General features: G+C 43.2%; 15 protein-coding genes and 3 tRNA genes. 15 read left to right on the top strand and 3 right to left on the bottom strand.

Annotated features, from left to right (window positions below; all coding sequences use genetic code 11):
* Positions 1–23 precede the first annotated feature (23 nt).
* Genes D6V41_RS02815 through metH form a run of 3 tightly spaced genes read left to right on the top strand, consistent with a single transcriptional unit; the run spans position 24 to position 3,920 of the window.
* Positions 24–1,079 (top strand): homocysteine S-methyltransferase family protein, encoded by a 1,056-nt coding sequence (locus D6V41_RS02815; RefSeq protein WP_206663230.1) that lies wholly within the window; start codon positions 24–26, stop codon positions 1,077–1,079.
* Positions 1,080–1,102: 23 nt separating this feature from the next.
* Complete coding sequence (locus D6V41_RS18125; RefSeq protein WP_168710944.1) at positions 1,103–1,255, top strand: hypothetical protein; 153 nt, start codon at positions 1,103–1,105, stop codon at positions 1,253–1,255.
* A gap of 37 nt (positions 1,256–1,292) precedes the next feature.
* Complete coding sequence (gene metH / locus D6V41_RS02810) at positions 1,293–3,920, top strand: methionine synthase (RefSeq protein ID WP_136249928.1); 2,628 nt, start codon at positions 1,293–1,295, stop codon at positions 3,918–3,920.
* Here metH and D6V41_RS02805 read toward each other — a convergent pair.
* Positions 3,917–5,941 (bottom strand): tetratricopeptide repeat protein, encoded by a 2,025-nt coding sequence (locus tag D6V41_RS02805; RefSeq protein ID WP_168710943.1) that lies wholly within the window; start codon positions 5,939–5,941, stop codon positions 3,917–3,919. The genes metH and D6V41_RS02805 overlap by 4 nt on opposite strands.
* Before the next feature lie 429 nt (positions 5,942–6,370).
* On the opposite strand from D6V41_RS02805, the gene D6V41_RS18120 reads away from it, so the two are divergent.
* The 4 genes from D6V41_RS18120 (at position 6,371) to D6V41_RS02790 (ending at position 9,428) form a co-directional block, all read left to right on the top strand.
* Complete coding sequence (locus tag D6V41_RS18120; RefSeq protein WP_168710942.1) at positions 6,371–6,529, top strand: hypothetical protein; 159 nt, start codon at positions 6,371–6,373, stop codon at positions 6,527–6,529.
* A 2-nt stretch (positions 6,530–6,531) separates the two neighbouring features.
* Positions 6,532–6,705 (top strand): class IIb bacteriocin, lactobin A/cerein 7B family, encoded by a 174-nt coding sequence (locus D6V41_RS02800; protein ID WP_136249926.1) that lies wholly within the window; start codon positions 6,532–6,534, stop codon positions 6,703–6,705.
* A 765-nt stretch (positions 6,706–7,470) separates the two neighbouring features.
* Entirely contained in the window at positions 7,471–8,712 is a 1,242-nt protein-coding gene (locus D6V41_RS18250) for a CsgG/HfaB family protein (protein WP_179952526.1), read from the top strand.
* A gap of 119 nt (positions 8,713–8,831) precedes the next feature.
* Positions 8,832–9,428: a DUF938 domain-containing protein gene (locus D6V41_RS02790; RefSeq protein WP_136249925.1), complete on the top strand. Its 597-nt coding sequence runs from the start codon at positions 8,832–8,834 to the stop codon at positions 9,426–9,428.
* Between the two features lie 109 nt (positions 9,429–9,537).
* Here the strand turns inward: D6V41_RS02790 and D6V41_RS02785 are convergent, their stop codons facing one another.
* Both D6V41_RS02785 and D6V41_RS02780 read right to left on the bottom strand, forming a co-directional pair.
* On the bottom strand, positions 9,538–11,640 hold the full coding sequence (locus D6V41_RS02785; RefSeq protein ID WP_136249924.1) for a M13 family metallopeptidase: 2,103 nt from the start codon (positions 11,638–11,640) through the stop codon (positions 9,538–9,540).
* Between the two features lie 112 nt (positions 11,641–11,752).
* Positions 11,753–12,976 carry a GNAT family N-acetyltransferase gene (locus tag D6V41_RS02780; RefSeq protein WP_136249923.1) on the bottom strand — a complete coding sequence of 408 codons (1,224 nt, stop codon included), beginning with the start codon at positions 12,974–12,976 and terminating at the stop codon, positions 11,753–11,755.
* Between the two features lie 506 nt (positions 12,977–13,482).
* Between D6V41_RS02780 and D6V41_RS02775 the strand changes: the two genes are divergently transcribed.
* The 8 genes from D6V41_RS02775 to D6V41_RS02740 all read left to right on the top strand — a co-directional run bounded on the left by D6V41_RS02775 (position 13,483) and on the right by D6V41_RS02740 (position 19,866).
* Positions 13,483–14,970, top strand: a complete 1,488-nt coding sequence (locus D6V41_RS02775) for a DUF3360 family protein (protein WP_136250082.1) — start codon at positions 13,483–13,485, stop codon at positions 14,968–14,970.
* Between the two features lie 121 nt (positions 14,971–15,091).
* Positions 15,092–15,568, top strand: coding sequence for a regulatory protein RecX (locus D6V41_RS02770; RefSeq protein WP_168710941.1), 477 nt, complete (start codon positions 15,092–15,094; stop codon positions 15,566–15,568).
* A 90-nt stretch (positions 15,569–15,658) separates the two neighbouring features.
* Entirely contained in the window at positions 15,659–18,256 is a 2,598-nt protein-coding gene (gene alaS / locus D6V41_RS02765; protein ID WP_136249921.1) for an alanine--tRNA ligase, read from the top strand.
* 166 nt (positions 18,257–18,422) lie between these two features.
* Positions 18,423–18,617, top strand: coding sequence for a carbon storage regulator CsrA (gene csrA, locus D6V41_RS02760; protein ID WP_136249920.1), 195 nt, complete (start codon positions 18,423–18,425; stop codon positions 18,615–18,617).
* A gap of 195 nt (positions 18,618–18,812) precedes the next feature.
* Positions 18,813–18,905: transfer RNA gene (locus D6V41_RS02755), tRNA-Ser, on the top strand.
* A gap of 88 nt (positions 18,906–18,993) precedes the next feature.
* Positions 18,994–19,070 (top strand) — tRNA-Arg (locus D6V41_RS02750).
* Positions 19,071–19,151: 81 nt separating this feature from the next.
* Positions 19,152–19,228, top strand: a tRNA-Arg gene (locus tag D6V41_RS02745).
* Between the two features lie 380 nt (positions 19,229–19,608).
* Entirely contained in the window at positions 19,609–19,866 is a 258-nt protein-coding gene (locus D6V41_RS02740) for an OadG family protein (protein ID WP_136249919.1), read from the top strand.
* Position 19,867 lies beyond the last annotated feature (1 nt).

The following is a 19,867-nucleotide window of genomic DNA, read 5'->3' as shown; positions in this document are numbered from 1 at the left end:
TCTTTTTAACCAACGGAATTGACGTGACACAAGCGCAAAAAAAACTGACTCAGCTCGCTAAACAAAAAATTCTGCTACTTGATGGCGCAATGGGAACAATGATCCAGGCGCATAAGCTTGACGAGGCTGACTATCGCGGTGAGCAATTTGCCGATTGGCATTGCGACCTGAAAGGTAACAATGATTTACTAGCGGTCACTCAGCCTAAGATTATTAAAGATATTCACCTCGCTTATTTAGCGGCGGGCAGTGATATTATTGAAACGAATACTTTTAATGCTACGGCCATTTCCATGGCTGATTATGACATGCAGGATGAGGTACAAAGCATAAACCTTGCTGCCGCCAGGCTTGCCAGAGAAGCGGCTGACGAAATGACCGCGCAAACGCCTGACAAGCCGAGATTTGTAGCCGGAGTATTAGGCCCAACAAGCAGAACGGCTTCTATTTCACCTGATGTGAATGATCCGGGGGCTCGCAATGTCAGTTTTGATGAACTGGTGCTGACCTATAAAGAAGCCGCATTTGCGTTGATTAAAGGCAACGTCGATTTGATCATGCTGGAAACCATTTTCGATACGCTAAATGCGAAAGCGGCTGCTTTTGCAGTAGATGAGGTGTTTGAAGAACTTGACCTTTACTTACCTGTGATGATATCAGGCACGATCACTGATGCTTCTGGCAGAACGCTATCAGGACAGACAACTGAAGCCTTTTATAATTCTTTGCGCCACGTCAAGCCATTCTCGTTTGGACTAAACTGCGCCTTGGGGCCTGATTTGCTTAGGCAGTATGTTGCAGAGCTCTCGCGGATTTCAGAGGTGTTTGTATCTGCTCACCCAAATGCGGGATTGCCCAATGAATTTGGTGAGTATGATATGGAGGCCGATGAGATGGCAGCGCATATCGAGGAGTGGGCAAAATCGGGTTTAGTAAACATTGTAGGGGGATGCTGCGGAAGCACACCCGCGCACATTAAGGCGTTAGCAGAGGCTATAGAAGGCTGTAAACCGCGCGCCCTACCAAAGCTGGAAGTGAAGATGCGCCTGTCAGGCCTTGAGCCGTTTACGCATGCTTAATGTTGTGCAGGTAAATGTTAGTTATGACTCGAGCTAAAGAAGCAGACCCCATCGTTGCAAAGTGTCCAAAGGCATGGATGCCTTTGGTCAAGCGGCCACGGATGGCGAAAAGCGGCTTTGCAACGATGGGGTCTGCTTCTTTAGCTCGAGTCATCCTTGTATTATTGCGCACATAACGGGCGAGCGAATGAATAGTATTGAAGTGAGAGTGTAGTGAGTACTGAATTTTCGACATTTATCAATGTAGGTGAGAGGACAAACGTAACAGGCTCAGCCATGTTTAAGCGTTTGATCATGTCGGAAGATTATGAAGCCGCGTTAGATGTCGCGCGTCAGCAGGTGGAAAATGGCGCGCAAATAATCGATGTCAACATGGATGAAGCCATGCTTGATTCCAAAGCGGCAATGGTTCGTTTTTTAAATCTGATTGCCTCTGAACCTGATATCTCGCGTGTACCGATAATGATTGATTCGTCCAAATGGTCGGTAATTGAAGCTGGGCTTAAGTGCGTGCAGGGCAAAGCCATTGTAAATTCAATTAGCTTAAAAGAGGGCGAAAAAGAATTTTTAGAACATGCCAAAAAGATAAAACGCTATGGCGCGGCTACTGTTGTGATGGCCTTTGACGAAAAAGGCCAGGCCGATACACAAGTGCGCAAGTTTGAGATCTGCAAGCGAAGTTACGATCTATTAGTTAACACGGTTGGATTTCCGCCAGAAGATATCATTTTTGACCCTAATATTTTTGCGGTCGCTACTGGTATTGAAGAGCATAACAATTACGCGGTCGATTTTATCGAAGCGACCCGCCAAATTCGTCATGAGTTGCCCCATTGCCATGTGTCTGGTGGTTTATCGAATATATCCTTTTCATTCCGTGGCAACAATCCTGTTCGCGAAGCCATGCATTCTGTGTTTTTGTATCATGCCATTAGAGCTGGTATGGATATGGGGATCGTTAATGCCGGGCAATTAGAAGTCTACGACGAAATTCCGTCAGAACTAAAAGAAGCGGTTGAAGATGTGATATTAAATCGCCGCGAAGATGCAACGGATCGCTTATTAGAACTCGCCCCTAAATATCAGGGCGACGGTAAAGCCGCGGCGGTAGAAGATTTAAGCTGGCGTGAGCAAAGCGTAAATAAGCGTCTTGAACATGCGCTGGTAAAAGGAATTACTGAGTACATCATTGAAGATACCGAAGAAGCGCGGCTTGCGGCTGAGCGCCCCTTACACGTTATTGAAGGGCCCTTGATGGACGGGATGAACGTGGTGGGCGATTTATTCGGCGAAGGAAAGATGTTTTTGCCGCAAGTCGTCAAATCGGCACGTGTAATGAAAAAAGCCGTTGCGCATCTTCAGCCATTTATTGAAGCGGAAAAAAGTGGTGATAGTCAGTCTAACGGTAAAATTATCATGGCGACGGTAAAGGGCGATGTGCACGACATTGGCAAAAATATCGTTGGTGTTGTATTGCAGTGTAATAACTTTGAGGTTATTGATTTAGGCGTTATGGTGCCTGCGGCTAAAATTATTCAAACTGCCATTGATGAGAAGGCCGATATGATTGGACTCTCAGGGTTGATCACACCTTCACTTGACGAGATGGTGAACGTTGCGCAGGAAATGCAGCGACTGAAACTAAATATCCCGCTGTTGATAGGAGGCGCGACCACCTCAAAAGCGCATACAGCAGTAAAAATTGAGCAAAACTACGACCATCCTGTCGTGTATGTACCTAACGCCAGTCGTGCGGTTGGCGTATGTCAAAAGTTGATATCAAAGGAAGCACGCATTGAGTTTGCCAAGGCGCTCTCGCAAGAATATGAAAAAGTACGCGAACAACATGCACGCAAAAAACCGCGCACTCAAGCGGTAAGTTTTGAGCAGGCAAGAGCCAATCGTTTTACTTGTGACTGGGAAAATTATCAGATAGCGACACCTAATTTTACAGGCACAAAAACCATCTCTGTCGATTTAAATACACTGCGTCCCTACATTGATTGGACGCCATTTTTTCTTACATGGTCCTTGGCAGGAAAGTATCCGCGAATACTACACGATGAAGTGGTAGGAAAAGAGGCCACGCAACTGTTTAAAGATGCCAATCAGATGCTGGATGAAGTGATTAAAAATGCCAGTTTACAAGCTAAAGGCAGAGTCGGTATTTTCCCTGCTAACAGTCACTTTGAAGACATTAATATATACAGTCCCAACGATACGTCTGCTTTAATTGGCGTGGCGCATCACTGTCGCCAACAAACGCAAAAGCCAAAAGGCTTCAACTATTGTTTAAGTGATTTTGTGATGCCTGAAGGCGTAAATGGGAAAGATTATATTGGCGCATTTGCCGTAACAGCCGGTATTGGTGAAGATGAGCTGGCAAAAGCCTTCGAGCAGGACGGTGATGATTATAATGCCATTATGAGTAAAGCCATAGCCGATAGACTCGCTGAAGCGTTTGCCGAATATCTACACGAGCGAGTACGTAAAGAGTTGTGGGGTTATGCAAAAGATGAGTCACTCGATAACAATGCGCTCATCGCTGAAAAGTATCAGGGGATAAGACCGGCTCCGGGCTATGCGGCTTGTCCTGAACACACCGAAAAGCAGCTTATTTGGGATTTACTGGATGTTGAGAATACCATTGGTATGAAGCTCACAGAATCCTATGCAATGTGGCCTGGCGCAGCCGTTTCAGGCTGGTATTTTGCGCATCCTGATGCTCGCTATTTTGCTGTTGCTAAAATTCAGCAAGACCAACTGGAGGACTACGCAGCCCGAAAAGGATGGACCCTCGAAGAAGCGCAAAAATGGCTGATGCCTAATTTACAGGATTAATTGCGCAGGCTTGCGTAAATTGGACAGCGTTCGGTGAGCGCTTGCCACAGCTCAGTGGCTTTATCGTTTTCACCCTGTTCGCTGAACATTTGCGCCAGGTGACGCTGTGCGCCTGAACTTAATTGCTCTTTGTGATCAAATATACTTTCAAGAGACGTGCTTAACTGATTTTGCAAATGAGCTTGAAGCTTTGATTCGTCTTTAATAGACAGCAAGCGCCATTTGTAAAAGCGTTTATGCACTTCATCAGAGGTATCGGTTATGCCCAAAAGTTCGTCTTTTTCGAGCAAAGTAAGTGCCTTTTCATAGTTTTGACTGGCCAGTTCAGATTCGCCTAGCGCCAGATAGATGTCAGCGATACTTGCCCACACCTGATGAATGTTAATATTCGGCATTTTCCCAATCGCGGCGAGCTTTGCATCTAAAGCATTTTTGAGCTTGCCTTCAAAATAGTACAGGCTACCTAGCTGCTCGTAGCCTAAGTAATTGTCTGGGAACGTTTGATTTAGTCGCGTAAAGGTCATTTCTGCATCATCTGTACTGCCTTGACATAACTGCATTACGCCTAAATTGCTCAATATAATTTCATTTTGCGTCGTTTGCGTCGCTTGCTTAAAGCTTTGTATTGAACTTTCGATATCCCCTTGACGCAAATAAAGACGGCCTAAAGTATTGTGCGCTCTCCATTGAAAGGGATTTCTCTCAATTGCTTTTTTTGCGAATGCAACTGCTGTTTCAGCATCAACAACCTGGGCACTCTCCCTGAAACGTAAAAAATGAATGAGGCTGACAAGCTCTAATGCATCTGAGGAAGGGTAAGCTTGCGTGATAAGTGGATTTAGTAAATCTTGAGCATCATCGATTCGGTTTGAATGAATATAAAGTTCAGCTAAGGCTAAGGATGCTGTTTCACTTGTTGATGCTAACTGTTTGGCATAGTAACAATCTAAAGCGGCCTGCTCGAGCATATCCGGTGCTTCATTTACGTAGCTTTTTCGCACAATTGCCCGACATTTCTGAGAGTAGGCGTCAGCAAATTGCGCATCTTCAACTATAGCCTGAGAGAAGTAGGCTTCTGCTGCATCAAAATCAGGTGCAATGCTGCCGGTAAATAGCGTTCGTAAACCGTTTTGATAATGAAGATTGGCTTGAGAATTTTCACTTAGCCCGATTTGCCAGGGCTGAGAATCTAAAAACTGGCGTAAGTTATTGAAGATGCGAGAAAATGTGACATCCTGATGTTCAATCACATCCAAAGAGTAGACCAGGTCGTGGAATAACAGCGCATCCATCTTATCAGTCACTACGCGGACACGTAGCTCATCAAAGTATCGGCCCGTGTTCCGGCTTATTTCAATCACGAGGTGCGCTTTCCACTTGTCCAAGGCGGTATATACACCTATGTTTTTTAGATCATCGCTACTTGGAATAATGGCGTTGATGTTTGACTGATGATCGATAAAGCGTTGCAAAGAAGGGAGAAATAAACCCGCATTATCAACACCAAGAATGAGCACTCGTAAATCACCTAAAATTGCTTTAGGTGGGCTGAATTCTCCATTTGCATCATTTAGACCATGCAAAGCGCTCTCTTCAACACCTTGTTCATTTTGCGAAGAGAAAAAGAAAAAATACGCAAGCACTAATGATATGAGTAATAAAAAGGCGATATACCCGATATGCCTATTTGCGCCTATCTTTGTAATGCCTGGCTGAGTGGGTTCAGATTGCATAAGCACTGGGGGGACAGAGACGTTGTTTTGTTCACTGCCAGCCGCTAATTCAGCAAATTCAGGTACATCTTTAGAAAGGTAAACGGTGTGTGCTTCAACACCGAGCGCGTGAGCTATGCGAGCCAGGTTGTGTGTAGATACAGGTTGTTCACGAAATACTTTACTGACCAAATCCTTTGGCGGCTTTTCGAGATTTTCGTGCTGGGCGATTGCATCCGCGAGTTGACTTTGGGTATCAAAGCCCGCAGCTAGCATCGCCGCTTCAAGTTTTTCTCGAGAAGCTCTCACTCCTCTTCTTCGTTTTCGAACGTCCATTTAATCGTATTGGTTGAAGATAGCTGTTTATAGAATAAACAAAATGATGGAAAATTGCACAGCAATAAGAGATTTTCAGGCAATTTAGTCAGGTTAAGCGTATTTATGCGCTTCAAATTTATATCGTGATTCCTTAGACGTTTCGCATATCGTCAACTATCACAGCCTGAATCCTCTGCTCTCTGAGCAAATATTCTTAACTTATAATTGTTTTGACAAACCATTCTTCTGTGCAGTTTTTTTATACTCACAAACGTATAAAACTGTAATTGCTTCGATGTGAAGCAGCGAAGACTTAAAAACCGTTTCGTTTTTAGGTTATTTTTAAAAAAAGTGTTAATTATTAATCGGTTTTTCAAGCTGAATAATTGAAATACTTTTTGAATAGAAGGAATAATAAAGATGAATTCTGATAAATTACGAAAAACAGAAGAGATAACAGAGCAATCTACTGAAAGTGTAAGTGGCGGGGTACTTCCATTTATTGTCGCGGTTGTAGCATTCGATATAGGTTTGATTTCAACAATGGCGATAGTGCAATCTTCGATGGGGGAAAAGTAAGTATGACTTCTGAAGCTAATACCCAACTCCTTTCTAAAGAGTTAAGCGCAACCGAATTACAATTGGTTGCAGGAGGACTGGTTCCGCTGGTTTACATTGCCGCCAAAGGTCTTGCAGCAGGTTTCGGTGCTGGAGCAACGGCTTATGGTTTGTATTTTGCAGCAAGGAACTCTTAATATAACAATATAAAAGCTTCTCTTTGAGAAGCTTATTTTAATTAAGATTTGGATTGATGAAAACGAAACAAATAATTAAGATTTTTGTCTCAATATTATTGGCACTGAGTGGTTTTTTTTTATTCCTGCTAATACAGGATGAAGGAATTACGAAACGAGCCAGTATTTTTATGATTCTGTGGGGCGTTTTTACACTCGTTTTTTTTGCATTTCATGCTAGCAGAAATGACGATATAAAGAAAAAGCGTGACCTTGAGTAGTATGCATCGATTTTTTCAAGCAATGAAACTGCACAAGCTTTTTGATCTCATCTAAATAACCGTTCCTATTCTAAGATTTGAGCACTGGAGATAGAATACGTCACTTAACGACACTTAAGGGTGTTTTGCGTCGCTTAAGCGCTTCAGGCTTATTTTGAAAGCGTTTAATCGATGACTTCATTTTCATTACTGTCTAATTTATATCCTAGTCTATTCATTTTTGAACCAGCCAAAAAAGAAAAACAGGGATAAAGTCATGCAATACATAATGCTGCAAAGTGTTAATATCATTACAAGCTTAACGAAAATACCGCAGAATATAAAACAAACCCTTGCCGCCCTAATTGATGGCGTTAGAGTAAAGACAGTCACATTTGAAAACTCGCTTGAAAACACAAGAATCTGCGCGAGCACGGGAATAAGGAATTGTATATCGTCCGGGCAAATGCATTCTAGTTTTTGCCATAAAATTCTTAACAAATTGGCAATCGCACTTACAGTATGTATGACGTTGCAAGGTTGTCTATCAACTGACCCGAGTATGGGAGGCAGTAGCGGAAATATCGTCTCAGGCGGTGCCGCAGGAGCAAACAGTGCCAACAATAACACCGCACTTGAAACGTGCGACGAACCATTGGGTACAGCATCGCTATTTGAAGATCGCTCACTGCCTTGGTGGGGTGATTACCGTCGACGATATCCGGATTTAGGTTCAACCATCCCTGTTATTCGTACCATGGTTCAGCAATCAAACTGTTTTGTAATTGTTGAGCGCGGTGCCGCGATGAACGCAATGAACAGAGAACGTGAGCTAATGCAAGCGGGGCAATTGCGAGAAGGCTCAAATATTGGCGGTGGACAAATGGTGACTGCAGATTACACGGTGAGTCCATCTATTCAGTTTTCGCAAAAAGATACTGGTGGCTTGAAAGGTGTCGCTGGTGGTATTTTCGGCAGCATAGGTTCTGTGATTGGAGGCGGCTTGGGCAAAAACGAGGCAGCCACAACCTTACTGCTAATTGACAATCGCTCAGGGGTACAAGTGTCTTCAGCTGTGGGTAATGCTGCTAATTATGACTTTGATATTTTTGGTGGCTTTTTTGCAGGCATTGCTGGTGGCGCAAAAGGATATTCAGACTCACCTGAGGGTAAAGTGTTAATGGCATCCTTTGCTGATTCTTACAATCAAATGGTCATGGCACTTCGAAACTATAAACCGCAGCAAGTGAAAGGCGGATTAGGTACTGGTGGACAACTAAAAGTTGATGGTGCAGTGCAGGCAACCAACGATGCGACCATTGTATCAGGACCTAACCAGAATCGACCTGCAGTCATCTTAAGCACGCATACCACGACTAATGCAAAAACCATGAACCCGAGAATTAACGAATACGATGAGCGTGCCTTACAAAATTATTATGATATGTTGAAAGAGTTTTCGTCCTCTCTTTCGGGAATAAGTGAAATGGCGAGTGGTGAAGATGTCGACCCAAAAGTGAAGTCAACTTTGCGTATTGCGGTGAATATGTTCGTTGGACGCTTGGAAACCAGTCAGATTGAGCTTGCTGTATGGCCATATCAGGCAAAAGTTGAAGGTTGGAATACGCTAGGTGCCAGAATTGAACAATACAACACCATATTTAATCGAAACCGGGATAATGCGCTTAAGTCTGGCGTACTAGATGACGATATGGCCAGTCTTTTGTCGGGCGTGAATCTTATTACTAAAGAATCGCTATTAAATTAGTAAAGCGTGTACAGTTCTGTGTAAAAAAATTTGGATAATGCACGGTTAGCTATTGTTTATTCAACACTGTTTGGTTACAAAGGTTCAAGTAAACGTAAAAATCCAAACGAATGTTAGATATGACAAATCAGTTTGAAAAACCCTTTTCTCAAGCTTGCGAAAATAATAAAACGGCTATTCTAAATGTGCTATTAAGCGCTTTTTCCAACAGCAGGAAAGTCTTGGAAATTGGCTCAGGCACGGGACAACACGCGGTGCATTTTGCCAGACATTTGCCCCATTTGATGTGGCAAACTGCTGACCAGTACGAATATCATCCCGGGATTAAACAATGGATAAATGAATACCCCTCAGCTAATTTGATGCCACCATTAACGCTCAAATTGCCAGAAACCGGCCTGCCTGATACAGAGTTTGATGCAGTGTTTAGTGCAAATACTGCGCATATCATGCAAAGAAGCGAAGCGACGTGGATGATGCAGGCAATTGCGAAGCGTTTGCCGAAAAACGGAGTGTTTTGTCAGTATGGACCATTTACCTTTGATGGTGAGTTTACCAGTCAAAGCAATGCAGATTTCCATGCGCATCTTGTTCAATCTGGCTACGGTGGTTATCGCGATATTTCTGAACTTAAAAGTTGGGCAAAGCCGCTTAAGCTAGATGAAGTGATTGATATGCCTGCAAATAATCATCTCTTGGTGTGGCGAAAATCGTAAATAACAATCTGAAACAGTAAACCTAAGCGCTTACGCGCATGAAAAAGGCCGTCTATTGAGTGACGGCCTTATCGATAGCATGCGCGTTAAATGCGTACGCTAATCTTTATTACCAAATTCTAACGCGCTCTTCAGGCGCAAGGTATAAAGCATCACCCGGCTGCACATCAAAGGCCTCATACCAGGCGTCGTGATTTCGAGGAGCAAGCGCTCTGTAACGCCCTGGAGCATGAGTTCCTGCACGAAGCTGGTTTAACATGCTTTCTTCAGTACGTTTTTCGCGCCAAACCTGAGCCCAGGCCAGGAAGAATCGCTGATCGCCGGTAAGCCCGTCGATGACTGGCGCTTCTTCGCCATTGAGGCTGAGTTTGTAAGCATGATAAGCCATTGCCAATCCGCCTACGTCACCAATGTTTTCACCTAAGGAGTTTTCACCGTTTACAAAATTGCCTTCTATTGGCTCATAAGCGCTGTATTGCGCCGCAAGCTGCTTCGTTTTTTCCTCAAATGCTGCTCTGTCTTCTTCGGTCCACCAATTGCGCTGAATACCATTTGCATCCGATTTAGAGCCTTGATCGTCAAAGCCGTGCCCCATCTCATGTCCAATAACCGCACCAATGGCGCCGTAATTAACAGCAGGGTCAGCGTTTGGATCAAAAAACGGCGCTTGCAGAATGCCAGCCGGGAACACTATCTCGTTAAATGACGAGTTGTAGTAAGCATTGACTTGTTGAGGCGGCATAAACCAATCGTTGCGATTTGTTGGTTTCAGTTCATCTTCCACGCTCTTAGCCTGAAAGAATTTACGGATATTTTGAACATTGGTCACCAAATCGTCCGCAGTAAGCGTTAAGCCTTCAAACGACTCCCACTCATCGGGATAGCCAATTTTGGGGTTAAATGCTTCAAGCTTTGCCAGTGCATTAACTTTGGTTTCTTCTCCCATCCAGTCAAGGGTCTTGATGCGCTCGCCTAATGCGGTTCGTAAATTTTCGACCAATTCCTGCATTTGTTCTTTTGAGCTTTCAGGGAAATATTCATCGACGTAGACTTTACCAATCGCAAACCCCAGAGAGTTGCTTCCTGACATGGCTGAAACAGCACGCTTCCATCGTGGACGAGGCTCCTGTTGACCACTTAAGGTTGTGCCATAAAAGTCAAAGTTTGCCTGATAGATTTCGTCGGACAATAAACCAGCATTACTGGAAATAAGGTGATAAGTTAAATAGTCTTTCCAAACCTGGAGGTCGGTTTCATTAATTAAAGAAATGACGTCTTTAATAGGTTCAGGCTGAGATACATTTAGAGTAGGCACTTTAAATCCTGAGGGCTCGAAAAAAGTATCCCAATCAAAATTAGCGTACTCTGTATTTAAATCATCGCGAGATATTTGATTTAAGGTAAGGTCGCGGTTGCGTCGTTTTTCGCGCGGCCACTGTAGTTCAGCAATTTTTGTTTCAAGTGCAAGAATTTCCTTTGCTTTGTCCTGTGCATTCTCAATTCCAGCAAAACCCAGCATCGTTACAATATTGTCCAAATAGGCCTGACGAATATTTTCGAAACGCTCTGCTTCTTCAAGATAATAAGAACGGTCAGGCAAACCTAAACCGGATACGCCAATGCTTACCTGATATTCGTCAGGGTTTAAACGGTTAAAGCCAAGGCCGCCTGCAATGGGAGTATTTGTGCCGGTCAACCATGCGTTACCGAAAGCTCTTGTCAAATCGGTTTTATCGTCGATGCTTTGAATATCTTCAAGCATCGGTTTTATGGGTGTTATGCCTTTTTCATTAACAGCTTCCACATCCATGTATGCGGTATAGAAATTTGCGATTAGCTCCTGCTCTAATGTTTTGTTCTCAACATCAGACGCGCTCTCAATAATGCCTTTTACTCGTTCTTCCGAGCGCTCAGCCAATTTTGTAAAAGCCCCATAACGAGTTTTGTCAGCTGGCATTTCAAAATTGTCATACCAAGTGCCGCTGGCATACATGAAAAAATCATCGCCTGGTTTTACTTCTGTATTGCGTGCATCAAGTTCAATCCCAAAAGTCCCTAACTCCGGACCAGATACAGTCGGCTCTTGAGCCGTCTGCATTTCTTGGGTTTCGGTGCCGGTAGGAGCAGCGTTTGAAGCACTTTCTTGAGGCTGGCTACAGGCCATTAACGTTAATGAACTGGCAACTGCCAACGCTAGAATTGTCGGTTTCATGTAGATTCCTGTCTTATAAATCATTTTAGGTTTTGTAAACGAGGTCAAAAGTAAGCTTATTCGGGCATCAAAGCAATACTCAGACAAATTCTGTAACATTTTAGTTCGCTAATTAACTCTGTTTATACGGCAGAATAGCGCTGGCTTGTTCAAAATATTGTTCAATCGCCGGTTTTTCCCGTTTAACAAAGTCAGCCACTGCGTTGTCAAAACTTTCGTGAGCTAAAAAATGATTGGAATAACAAAAGCTAGGTGCGAAGCCTCGCAAGATTTTGTGTTCGCCTTGCGTTCCCGGATTGAAGGTTTGTAGCTGTTTTGAAATAGCGAATTCGATCCCGCGATAGTAGCAGCATTCAAAGTGTAGCCCAGATACTTCTTCCAGACTTCCCCAATACCGGCCGTATAAAGTGTGCGAATTATAAAAGAAAAGCGATGCAGCTATCATTCGCTCATCTTTAAATGCCCCTACAATGCATATTTGCTTGCGCATAACATCAATGAGCTTTTCAAAAAACGTGCGAGTTAAATAACCGGCGTGTCCGGAGCGTTTGAAGTATGTTTGCTGGTAGCATCGATAAAAGTCCTCGACAGTCTTTTTATCTAAATTGTCTTCAAACAAAGTGCGTATTTCGATATTCGATGTATTTACAAAGGGTGCTCGCTCTTTTCTAATGCTTTTTCTTTTACGCGACGTTAACGCTGCTAAAAACTCATCAAAATTTGCGTAAGCACGGTTTTGCCACACAAATTGAACGCTTAATCGCTGATGGAGATGATTATCTCTGAGTGCATCACTAATGCTTTTCGGTGTGAATAAAACGTGTAAAGAGGACGCGGATGCGCGTTTTATGATTTCGTCTTTTTGACGTGCGAGATAGGAGAATATCATCTCCTCATCAAGATTTATCTCATACGCTTTTGTAGACAATAATGCCCTGCTACCCGTTACCGGCGTGAAAGGTATCGCGACTACAAGTTTAGGGTAGTAAGGCAACTGGTATTGGTGATACGCATTTGCCCATGCGTGATCAAATACATATTCACCATAAGAATGGGTTTTCAAATAGCAAGGCACTAGCGCCAAAATCTTTTCATTCTCAATTTTATTTTCAGATATGCCCTGTTCAAATATAAGTATGTGATTCGATTGCCAGCCCGTGTCACCATCTACACTTTTGCTATTAGCTAATAACTGCAAAAAGGGCAGGCTCAAAAAAGGCGAATCGTTTCCAGTTGATGATTGCCATTCAATATCCGAAAGGCTCGATAAATCATCACAAAATCGCCATGACCATGATGTGAAAGTGTTTTGTTCCTCTAATTGATTCTGCGTCATTCAGTGTGAAGTCTCTTATCAATAAATAGGGTGGGTTAAGTGATTTTTAATGGTTTAGCTACGATGTAATACGCGGATTTTCACGATAAGTTTTTAAATTGCCAGCGTTGAGCAAAACGCTTCATCTTTTTCAGCATTAGCCACTTTTATGAATAAGACTAAAGGAGATATTAGACTAATCGCTGATATCGATTTGTATATTTAATGTTAACAGTTCTTAACGCTTGGGTTACACAACTCAATAGACAGCTCACCTTTGATTTTGCCCATTGGAAGGCATTTACGTTTTTTGTTCGTACCATTAACAAAGATAAAACACATCTCAAGCGATTAAATGTAAAACAATAGAAACATAATTTACTTTCAGTTAACAATGTAGCGCTTTCATTTCACATAGTATGAATTTGTTTTAAATCACTGCAACAAGTAAATACTTGATGGAGGACACTATGAGTGCAGAAATGACGGGAAAAACAAGTGCAGCTTCAGCAAGTAACACATCTACCATGAATAAAGACGCTGAGAATAAGCGCCATGTTGATAAAGACAGTTACGAAGCGAAACACAAACCAAGTAGTGAATTCGAAACGCGTGAGCAGTATTTGGAGCATGAGCTACAAATTATGGCGCCAAAGCGATGGCGACCTAACTTGCCGTTTAGAGATTACCGATTTGAATGGGAAGATACTATCCCGGCAATGGCAGGCACTATTGGCAAAGTTGTCATGGTAGGCGCAATTGCTGCAACCTTCGCCGGTCCTTTAGGCCTGGCAGATAATTTTGTACTGGAAAATGTGCGTTATGAACTCATCATCGTTTCATTCTTTATTATTTTATTTTCAGGTTTTTTACTGCCTACAGCTAACCTTGCGGGTACCCACGGTCCTTTAATTCCGCTGATCCCGATTGTAGTGGCAGCAGGTGGTCACCCCATGGCATTTGGGCTGTTGATTGGCGCCTTTGGTTTTTTACTGGCGATAAGCAAAGGGGGAAGTTTGCTGGCAAAGCTCACCAGTAAAGGGGTATGTGGAGGCTTACTACTCTATTTAGGGTTTATTGGAACCATTTCACAGGTCAAAAAGCTATTTAGTTGGGCAGATGCTATTCAAATGAGTCATATCGCTTTTATTGTGATCATTGGCACCATTCTTTTATATGCATTACTTGAACACTGGAAAAAACGTTGGCTTGCCGTACCTCTTAGCTGCTTGCTAGGTGGTGGTACTGCATTTTTATTAGGTGCGCCATTTAGTTTTAAAACTGCACCTGGCTTTCCTAACATGAACCCAATGTACTGGTGGGGTGAAAATACCGGATGGATGCTTGGCATGCCTAGCGTCGAAAGTTTTATTGTTGTGCTTCCTTTTGCGGTTTTAGCTGTCGCGATGTGGTCACCCGATTTTTTAGGACATCAGGTTTTTCAAAAAATAAGCTATCCAGAGCGCAGTGAAAAAGTGCAAATGAATATCGACGACACGATGGTCAGTGCGTCAGCTCGGCAAACGATTGGCTCACTTATGGGCGGAGCAAACTTTACCTCTTCCTGGGGAACCTACATTGTGCCAGCTGCCATCGCTAAACGTCCCATCCCTGCCGGAGCAATTTTGACCGCTATATTTTGTGTGATTGCCGGTTTATGGGGATATCCGATGGACTTGGCCATTTGGGAACCGGTGCTGTGCGTGGCGTTAATTGTTGGCGTGTTTATCCCTTTACTTGAAGCAGGAATGGAAATGACAAGAGAAGGGAAAACAACCCAGTCAGCTGCCATTGTTGTTTTTGCATCGACTCTGGTCAATCCTGCATTCGGTTGGTCACTTACGATGTTACTGGATAATCTTGGCTTAATTGGTTGTAAAGAGAGAAGCTCTGAACTCACTCGCATGAGTAGATGGATTATTCCGGGGATCATGTTTTTAACGCTTACCTCAGTAATGGCAATTGTTGGCTTGCTGCCAGGTATTCCAGCCTTATTGGAAGGGTTTCGTCAATAAATTAGCACCGTCAGGGCGTTGATGGCATATAGGACGGCAAAATTCAATACGCCCTGGTCTTGTGAGTTAAGTAAAAATGCTTATCATCCTAAGCAAACATAGTGATAAGCATGCCTTAATAATGAAAACTGAAAACACAAAACAAACGCAAGAGGAATCAACTGATACGCAGCGCAAAGCGATACGTCATGCAATTACTCGCATGTTGTCAAGACGCGAACATAGTCAGTTCGAAATACTGCAAAAATTAAAGCAAAAAGGCTATGAAGCGAGATTGAGCCAATCGGTTCTGCAACAGTTTATTAATAATAAGATTCAGTCAGACGAACGCTACGTTGAGAGCTTTGTAAAATCGGCGTATCAGAGAGGAAAAGGCCCCGCATTTATAAAACAAAGCCTCGAGCAACAGGACATTGTTAGCTTAAATTTAGAGTCATTTCTTTATTCAGAAGAATTCAACTGGTTTGAGCTGGCAGAAAACGTGCGCATAAAGCGCTTTGGGCCTGAAGTACCTCAAAATTGGGATGAACAACAAAAGCAAAAGCGGTTTTTGCAATATCGCGGTTTTTTAAGTGAGCATATTCAAGAAATTTTTTAGTCTCCATTGCGTTAGACCGCTTAATTTTGCTCCTTAACCATGATATCTTTGCGCGCTGGAAATAAGCCGCACAACCAAATAGGAAATTGCATGACCCGCTCTACCGCTGATATTCGACGCGCATTTATTGAGTACTTTTCAAAAGCTGGCCACCAAGAAGTAGCAAGCTCATCGCTCGTGCCGGCTGATGATCCCACATTGCTTTTTACAAATGCGGGCATGAATCAGTTTAAAGATGTGTTTTTAGGGGCAGAAAAGCGTAACTATACTCGCGCCGTTTCATCTCAGCGCTGCGTGCGTGCAGGCGGCAAGCACAACGATTTGGAAAATGTGGGTTATACCGCTCGCCATCACACTTTTTTTGAAATGCTTGGCAATTTTAGTTTTGGCGACTACTTCAAAGAACAAGCGATCAAATATGCATGGGAGTTTTTAACAAAAGAACTTGGCTTGCCTAAAGAAAAACTGCTAGTAACCGTGTATTCGGAAGACGACGAAGCTTTTGATATCTGGCACGACCAAATTGGTGTGCCAAAAGATAAAATCATTCGCATTTCTACTTCGGATAATTTCTGGTCAATGGGCGATACCGGCCCTTGCGGACCATGCTCTGAAATATTTTATGACCATGGCGAGCAGATTTGGGGCGGGCCTCCCGGGTCGCCTGAAGAAGATGGCGACCGATTCATAGAAATATGGAATCTGGTTTTCATGCAGTTTAATCGTCAAAGCGATGGCACCATGGAGCCTTTGCCGAAGCCCTCCATTGATACCGGAATGGGCCTCGAGCGCATCTCAGCGATAATGCAAAATGTGCACAGTAATTATGAAATAGACTTATTTGAACGCTTAATAAAGTCTGCCGCGGACATCACAGGCACGAAGGATTTAGAAAATAAATCACTGCGGGTTATCGCTGACCATATTCGCTCTTGCAGCTTCCTAATCTGCGATGGTGTAATGCCATCAAACGAAGGGCGTGGTTACGTACTTCGCCGAATTATTCGTCGGGCAGTCCGACACGGATACAAATTGGGCTGTGAAAACGTTTTCTTTTATCAACTTGTTAATCAACTGATTAAAGAAATGGGCCAAGCCTATCCAGAGCTTGCACAACAAAAGCAAGTGATTGAAAAAGTTCTGAAAGTAGAAGAAGAACAATTTGCCAACACCTTAAGCCGTGGCATGAGCATCCTTAACCAAGCCCTGGAATCACTAGACGGTAAACAAGTCCCGGGCGACTTGGCATTTAAACTGTACGACACTTACGGTTTTCCAGTTGATTTAACCAATGATGTTGCAAGAGAGCAGGGCTTGACCGTTGATGAAGCCGGCTTTGAAGAGGCAATGCAAAAACAAAAAGCATTAGCGCAGTCTGCAAGTAAGTTTGGTGCAGACTACAACGACATGGTTAAGGTCGATGAGGATACTCAATTTTTGGGTTACGAAGCCTTAAGCGGCCAAGGAAAAGTCATACAGCTTATACAGAACAACAAACCAGTGTTAAGTGCAAGTGATGGCGAGGTCTTGGTTTTTGTCGATGCGACCCCATTCTATGCAGAGTCGGGCGGGCAAATTGGCGATACCGGCACGCTAATGTCAACAAAGGCTCAAGGTACAGTGAGCGACACCCAAAAAATGGGCAAGGCCTTTGCTCATCAAGTAAAACTGTCAGGTAGCCTGAGTATAGGTGATGAAGTAAGGCTTGAAGTTGACGATACGCGTCGAGAAGCTATAAAGCTTAACCACAGTGCGACCCATTTACTGCACGCTGCATTGCGAAAAGTGTTGGGAGAGCATGTTACGCAAAAAGGTTCTCTGGTAGATGAAGACAAACTTCGCTTTGATTTTTCCCACTTTGAGAGTATTAGCAGTGAACAGTTGCAGACTATTGAGAACCTGGTTAATGCACAGATAAGAAAGAATCATCCCTTGACAACTAAAATGATGGCATTGGATGAAGCAAAGGCATCTGGCGCGATGGCACTTTTTGGTGAAAAGTATGATGATGAAGTGCGCGTGGTGCAAATGGGCGAATTTTCTACAGAACTTTGTGGCGGCACGCACGTAAGCCGAACGGGGGATATTGGGCTGTTTAAAATTGTATCTGAAGGCGGTATTTCCAGTGGCGTTCGACGAATTGAAGCCATTACAGGTGAAAAAGCACTTACTTTTGTACAAAATGAATCCTATACTTTAGTCGAGTTAGCTGCTCTTTTGAAAGCCGATAAAAGTAGTATTAAGCAAAAACTCGAGCAAGCGCTAAACCAGGCAAAACAGCAAGAAAAAACTTTGGCGAAATTAGAGCAACAATTGGCAGGACAAAAGTCCAGAGACTTGTTGTCTAATACAGTTGAAGTAAAAGGCATAAAAGTGCTTGTTGCAAAATTAGAAGGTGTGGAGCCAAAAGCCCTTCGAAATATGATGGATGATTTAAAAAATCAATTGCAGTCTGGCGTTATCGCGCTTGGACTTGCTGGGGATGGTAAGGTCAATTTGATCACAGGGGTTACCAAAGATCTTATTGGCAGAATCAAGGCGGGTGATTTAGTCAATCATTTAGCCTCGCAGGTAGGCGGAAAGGGTGGTGGTCGACCTGATATGGCCCAAGCAGGTGGTTCTCAACCTGAAAACTTAGATAAGGCTTTGTCTTCAGTTGAAGACTTTATTAAAGAATCAGTAAATTGAACGCAATTCGTTTAGTTTGAGTATATAAATTGCTTGGTTGTTGATTGAAAATGCGCCATAGCCCTGTTTTCTTGGCGCAACAAGAACTTATAGAGTATAGTTTTTACATGACTGTGAAAATAACTCATAACAAACAACTAGCGGTCATCATTTAAAGGAGCTAAAAATGCTTATTTTGACTCGTAGAGTAGGTGAAACATTAATGGTTGGCGATAACGTTACTGTGACTGTTTTAGGTGTAAAGGGTAATCAGGTGCGTATCGGCGTAAATGCTCCAAAAGATGTGTCGGTGCATCGCGAAGAAATTTACATGCGCATTCAGGCTGAAAAAGGCCAAGGCAACGGAAACAACGCTGACTAAGCGCCATCTGTTGCGTGATATTCAATAAATTGAAGCTCAGCCTTGCGCTGAGTTTTTTTGTTTTAATGTTAGGCTGTTTGATGATTATTTCACCAAATAGCATTATGATTGTGTAAAATACTGGCGAACGACTCAATCGCGCTAAAAAAGCATTGACTTAAGAGTCTGATTCAGTAAACTTGCGCACCACATTTAGGAGAGGTGGCCGAGTGGCTGAAGGCGCTCCCCTGCTAAGGGAGTATAGGGTTTGTAGCCCTATCGAGGGTTCGAATCCCTCTCTCTCCGCCATTTATGTACAGCGTGTAATTTATCGCGAACATAAGGAAAATGTGATTCGTCAAAGATGTAAAAGTCAAAGATGTAAAAGTGTAACAGCGCGTGCGTAGCTCAGCTGGATAGAGTACCTGGCTACGAACCAGGCGGTCGGAGGTTCGAATCCTTCCGCACGCGCCACTTACCTAAAAATTGTTGTACACCGGCAAAGACTGTTTTTAGGTAAGTGATACCTTCTTAAATCTATCACTTCCATTTTGCGCGTGCGTAGCTCAGCTGGATAGAGTACCTGGCTACGAACCAGGCGGTCGGAGGTTCGAATCCTTCCGCACGCGCCACATACACAAAAACCACCTCAGGGTGGTTTTTGTGTATGTAGTGCATGTGGTTGGTTGAGAAGCTCCTCAGGTTCGACAAAATTGCCGGGAGCAATTTTGCCCGCGCTTTAGCGCGACCGCGAAGCGGCGAAGGGCAGGATGCCCGAAGTCATCCTTCCGCACGCGCCACATACAGCAAAACCACCTCAGGGTGGTTTTTTTGTGCGATTTTATCCTAAAATTTTTATTTGTATGGATCAATCAGCCACGCATTTGTAATTGTTTTTTGCCAATCAGCGTGATATTAAATAGTGCTGAATTTTGGGAGCTTGTTTTCAATACGCTTATTTATAAACAAGCGGATTTTATTCAAATAACAAGCAAAAAGTAGGGAGCGGAGAATGCAGGAACAATTGATAGAAGCAGCTATGCTATTAGGTGTTGGTATGTCTGTCGTTTTCGCATTTTTAAGCTTATTGATAGCGGGCATACATACCATCGCATGGTTTGTACGTCAGTATCCCGAACCGCTCCCTGTTTCAGCTACAAAAACAAAAAATAATAAAAATCAATCATCAACGACGACAGTAAAGCCCGATATAGTAGCTGCTATAAGCGCTGCCATTCACACACATCAAAAAAAGAACAAGCAAAATTAAA

The organism is Ningiella ruwaisensis (assembly GCF_004798935.1).
GTDB classification, from domain to species: domain Bacteria; phylum Pseudomonadota; class Gammaproteobacteria; order Enterobacterales; family Alteromonadaceae; genus Glaciecola; species Glaciecola ruwaisensis.
Note: the sequence above shows the minus strand (reverse complement) of the source record. Positions and strands in the feature narration are given on the sequence as shown.